This window comes from Rhodococcus sp. R1101, from assembly GCF_000278445.1.
GTDB classification, from domain to species: domain Bacteria; phylum Actinomycetota; class Actinomycetes; order Mycobacteriales; family Mycobacteriaceae; genus Rhodococcus; species Rhodococcus gordoniae.
This window is the reverse complement of sequence record NZ_AJVB01000270.1, coordinates 1-5259: the sequence shown is the minus strand read 5'-3', so window position 1 is coordinate 5259 and position 5259 is coordinate 1. Positions and strand designations below refer to the sequence as shown.

Sequence of the window (5259 nt, the reverse complement as noted above, 5' to 3'; positions counted from 1 at the left end):
CCACACTCGTCGGCGCGATCCTGCGCATCCCGTACACCGTCGCCACCGCCCGCTTCGGTGGCCGCAACTGGACGATCTTCAGTGCCCTCGTGCTGCTGATCCCCACCCTCGGGGCGCTGTACCTGATGCTGAACCCGGGCCACTCCTACACCACCTTCATGCTGGTCGCAGCACTCGCCGGCGTGGGCGGCGGCAACTTCGCGTCGTCGATGACCAACATCAACGCCTTCTACCCGCAGCGCCTGAAGGGCTGGGCACTCGGACTCAACGCCGGTGGCGGAAACATCGGTGTCCCGGCCGTCCAGCTGATCGGTCTGCTCGTCATCGCCACCGTCGGCAACACCGAGCCCTGGATCGTATGTGCGGTCTACCTCGTCCTGTGCGCCGTCGCAGCGCTCGGCGCCGCACTGTTCATGGACAACCTCGGTGATCAGAAGGCCGACCTGCGGGCCATGGGCGCCGCGCTGAGGTTCCGCGACTCGTGGATCATCTCCTTCCTCTACATCGGCACCTTCGGTTCGTTCATCGGTTTCGGCTTCGCCTTCGGTCAGGTCCTGCAGATCAACTTCCTCGCCGGCGGCGACACCCCCGCCCAGGCCGCACTGCACGCCGCGCAGATCGCTTTTATCGGCCCGCTCCTCGGATCGATCTCGCGGCCGCTCGGCGGAAAGCTCGCCGACCGCATCGGCGGCGGCAGGATCACCCTCTACACCTTCGTCGCGATGGCCCTGGCCGCCGCGGTGCTCATCGCCGCCGGCACTCTCGACGACCGCGCCACCGGCGCAGCGACCGGTGGTGTGCTGACCGCCATGGTGCTCGGCTTCATCGCCCTGTTCCTGCTCTCCGGACTCGGCAACGGTTCGGTCTACAAGATGATCCCGTCCATCTTCGAGGCCCGTGCGCAGGATCTCGACGACCTGGATCGCGACGAGAAGGCCGCCTGGTCGCGCAGCATGTCCGGTGCCCTCATCGGTTTCGCCGGTGCCATCGGCGGACTCGGCGGCGTCGGCATCAACCTGGTCTTCCGCGCCTCCTACGGCGGGCAGGCCCAGTCCGCGACGATGGCCTTCTGGGTCTTCGCGATCTTCTACCTCGTGTGCATCGTCGTGACCTGGTTCGTCTTCCTTCGCCGCCCCCATCCGACCGCCACGAGCGAACCGTCCACCGAGGCTCCCGCCCCGGCCCGCGTCGCAGTCTGACCGATCCCCGGCACGAAGGAAGAGAACACCATGAGCCGCAAGAACGTCGTCGTCGTCGGACACGGAATGGTCGCCCACCGCTTCGTCGAAGCCCTGCGTGTCCGCGACGAGCAGGACGACTGGTCGGTGACCGTGCTCGGCGAGGAGACCGACGCCGCCTACGACCGCGTGGGACTGTCGTCCTATGTGGGGTCCTGGGACCGCAAGGAACTCGCCCTGGCCGGAAACGATTATGCAGCAGACGATCTCGTCGACCTGCGGGTCGGCACCCGCGCCGTGGGCATCGACCGCGCGGCCCGGACCGTCACCACCGCCGACGGTGACGTTCTGCGCTACGACAGCCTCGTCCTCGCGACCGGCTCGTATCCCTTCGTCCCGCCGGTGCCCGGACACGACCTGCCGGACTGCTTCGTCTACCGCACCCTCGACGATCTCGACGGCATCCGCGCCGCGGCCCGACGCGCCGAGGCCACCGGCCGCGCCGGTGTCGTCATCGGCGGCGGTCTGCTCGGCCTCGAGGCCGCCAACGCGCTGCGCCTGCTGGGCGTGACCCCGCACGTGATCGAGTACAACAACCGGCTGATGCCCGCCCAGGTCGACGAGGGCGGCGGCCGTGTCCTGGACCGTCTCGTCACCGATCTCGGACTCGTCACCCACCTCGGTGTGGGCACCGAGAAGATCGCATCGGGGCCGGAGGGGCTGCAGGTGAGCCTGTCCGACGGAAGCGTCATCGAAGCGGGTCTCGTCGTCTTCTCCGCCGGTGTCCGTCCCCGCGACGAACTTGCCCGGGAGGCCGGACTCGAACTCGGTGGTCGCGGCGGTGTGCTCACCGACCGCTCCTGCCGCAGCACCGCGGACGCGGCCGTCTACGCGATCGGCGAATGCGCAGCCGTGGACGGCACCTGCTACGGACTCGTCGCCCCGGGCTACAGCACCGCCGAGGTTGTCGCCGACCGGCTCGTCGGCGGCACCGCCGAGTTTCCCGGCGCAGACATGTCCACCAAGCTCAAGCTGCTCGGTGTGGACGTCGCGAGCTTCGGCGACGCCCACGCGACGACGCCGGGTGCACTGGAAGTCGTGCTGTCCGACTCCGCGAAGGGCACCTACGCCAAGCTCGTCGTCTCCGACGACGCGAAGACCCTGCTCGGCGGCATCCTCGTCGGCGACGCCTCGGCCTACGGCACGCTGCGACCGCTGGTCGGCCGCGAGCTGCCGGGTGACCCGGCAACGCTGATCTCTCCGGCGGGGGAGAAACCGGGCGCCGGTTCGCTGCCCGACGACGCCGAGGTGTGCTCGTGCAACGGCGTGACCAAGGGCGCGATCTGCGACGCGATTGCCGAAGGGGCCTGCGACATCGCACAGATCAAGTCGTGCACGAGCGCCGGCACCACCTGCGGCGGCTGCCTCCCGAGCGTCAAGCAGCTCCTCGCCCGGTCGGGTGTGCAGATGTCCAAGGCCCTGTGCGAGCACTTCGAACAGTCCCGCGCCGAGCTGTTCCAGATCGTCCAGGCCACCGGGATCCGTACCTTCTCCGCGCTCATCGCGCAGTACGGCACCGGGCACGGTTGCGACATCTGCAAGCCGGTGGTCGCCTCGATCCTCGCCTCCACCGACTCCGACCACATCCTGCACCCGAAGCAGGCCGGCCTGCAGGACACGAACGACCACTTCCTCGCCAACATCCAGAAGAACGGTACCTACTCGGTCGTGCCGCGCATGCCCGGCGGCGAATGCACGCCCGAGCAGCTCATCGTCATCGGTGAGGTGGCACGCGATTTCGGCCTCTACGTGAAGATGACCGGCGGTCAGCGCGTCGACCTGTTCGGTGCCCGCGTCGAACAGCTCCCGCAGATCTGGAAGCGTCTCGTCGACGCCGGCATGGAATCCGGCCAGGCGTACGGCAAGTCGCTGCGCACCGTCAAGAGCTGCGTCGGCTCCACCTGGTGCCGATACGGCGTGCAGGACTCGGTCGGGATGGCCGTCGCCCTCGAATTGCGTTACCGAGGACTGCGCTCGCCCCACAAGCTCAAGATGGGTGTGTCGGGCTGCGCCCGTGAATGCGCCGAGGCGCGCGGCAAGGACGTCGGTGTCATCGCGACGGAGAACGGCTGGAACCTGTACGTGTGTGGCAACGGCGGCCAGTCGCCCAAGCACGCGCAGCTTCTTGCCGGTGGTCTCGACGACGAGACCCTCGTCCGCTACATCGACCGGTTCCTCATGTTCTACATCCGCACCGCCGACCGGCTCCAGCGCACCGCCCCCTGGCTCGAGGCGCTCGAGGGCGGGCTCGAGCACCTGAAGGAAGTCGTGTGCGACGATGCCCTCGGGATCGCCGACGACCTCGAGGCCGCCATGGCCAAGCACGTCGGCGGTTACAAGGACGAGTGGGCCGGTGTCCTCGAGGACCCGGAGAAGCTGGCACGGTTCGTGTCGTTCGTCAACGCGCCCGAGCAGCCCGACCCCACGGTCCGCTTCGACGACAGCGGCCCGCGCAAGGTCCCCGTTCTCGTGGGTATGCCGGGTATCGGACCCGGAACCGGGGCATGACGACCGCTTACCCCGAGGGAACGAGCGGGTAATGCGCTCGAAACACCGGGCACCCACACTTCAGGACAGCAGTGTCAAGGGAGGACAGCGATGACCGTCATCGAGACGTACACCGTAGGGGGATCGACGCGCGACAGCGTGTTCGACGGGCGACTGGAATGGACCTCGGCCTGTCCGCTCAGCCATCTCATTCCGGGCCGTGGAGTTGCGGTGTTGCTGCGCGGCGGCGAGCAGGTCGCCCTGTTCCTGCTCGACGACGGAACGCTGCGCGCGGTGGGCAACATCGATCCGTTCGGCCGCGCCGCGGTGATGTCGCGCGGAATCGTCGGTGACCGTGCCGGCGAGCCCACCGTGGCGTCGCCGCTGCTCAAGCAGGTCTTCTCCCTCGACGACGGTCGCTGCCTCGACGATCCGTCGGTGCGTCTGCCCGTCTACGAGGTGCGCGTGTGGGCGGGAGTCGTCCAGATCCACAGCCTCGTCCCGCGCGACCGGCGGCACGAGGGCGCGACCGGAGAGGGTTCGTGAACGACGACACCCCACCGTTGCGGGGATTCACCATCGGCGTGACGGCGGCTCGACGCGCCGAGGAATTCGCCACTCTCCTCACCAGGCGCGGGGCCGAGGTCGTGCATGCTCCCGCCATCCGCATCATCCCGCTGTCCGACGACGACGAACTCGAACGCGTCACCCGGTGCATCGTCGCGCAACCCCCGGACATCACGATCGCCACCACGGCGATCGGGTTCCGCGGCTGGATGGGCGCAGCGGAGGGATGGGGACTCGCCGACGGTCTCGCGCAGGCACTCGGCACGAGCCGGATCCTCGCCCGCGGCCCGAAGGTCACGGGCGCGATCCGGGCCGCCGAACTCCGAGAGGAGTGGTCTCCCTCCTCGGAATCGTCCGCCGAGGTGCTCGAGCTCCTGCTGAACGAGGGAGTCACCGGTCGCCGCATCGCCGTGCAGTTGCACGGTGAGCGCACCGAATGGGAGCCCGGGACCGATGTGTGCGAGGCACTGCGCGCCGCGGGTGCGGACGTCGTCCCCGTCCCGGTCTACCGGTGGACGCCCCCCGAGGATCTCACGGCGCTCGACCGGATGATCGAGCAGATCGTCGAACACGGACTCGACGCCGTGAGCTTCACGAGCGCCCCGGCCGTCGCGTCGATGCTCATGCGGGCCAAGGAGACCGGTTGGCTCGAACCGATGCTGCGGTCGCTGCGCACCGGCGTCACGGCCGTGTGCGTCGGTCCTGTCACCGCGGCACCGCTCATCGAACTCGACGTCCCCGTGAGCATGCCCACCCGTTCCCGGCTGGGTTCGCTCGCCCGGCACATCGCCGAGGAACTACCCCGGCGGGCCGTGCGCATCGAGGCCGGCGGCCACGTGCTCAGCCCGCGGGGACGCTGCGTGATCGTCGACGGCACCGTCCGGTGCCTTCCCCCTGCCGGGATGGCCCTGATGCGCACGCTCGTCGCGCGCGCCGGCCTCGTCGTCTCCCGGGAGGAACTTCTCGC

General features: G+C 69.1%; 4 protein-coding genes. All 4 read left to right on the top strand.

Annotated features, from left to right (window positions below):
• A partial coding sequence (locus R1101_RS27030) for an MFS transporter (RefSeq protein ID WP_016934331.1) occupies window positions 1–1199 on the top strand: 1199 nt, incomplete at its 5' end.
• 30 nt (window positions 1200–1229) lie between these two features.
• On the top strand, window positions 1230–3746 hold the full coding sequence (gene nirB / locus R1101_RS0115655; protein ID WP_016934330.1) for a nitrite reductase large subunit NirB: 2517 nt from the start codon (window positions 1230–1232) through the stop codon (window positions 3744–3746).
• A gap of 90 nt (window positions 3747–3836) precedes the next feature.
• The gene (gene nirD / locus R1101_RS0115650) at window positions 3837–4271 is read left to right on the top strand and encodes a nitrite reductase small subunit NirD (protein WP_026003330.1); all 435 of its coding nucleotides are present in this window, start codon (window positions 3837–3839) and stop codon (window positions 4269–4271) included.
• Window positions 4268–5259, top strand: a 992-nt coding sequence (locus tag R1101_RS0115645) for a uroporphyrinogen-III synthase (protein WP_016934328.1), incomplete at its 3' end; no start/stop codon positions are given. The genes nirD and R1101_RS0115645, both read left to right, overlap by 4 nt.

What these genes read in the sequence shown, in the direction of transcription:
- nirD (WP_026003330.1), top strand. Translation starts at nt 3,837, where the DNA reads ATGACCGTCATCGAGACGTACACCGTAGGGGGATCGACGCGCGACAGC.
- nirB (WP_016934330.1), top strand. Translation starts at nt 1,230, where the DNA reads ATGAGCCGCAAGAACGTCGTCGTCGTCGGACACGGAATGGTCGCCCAC.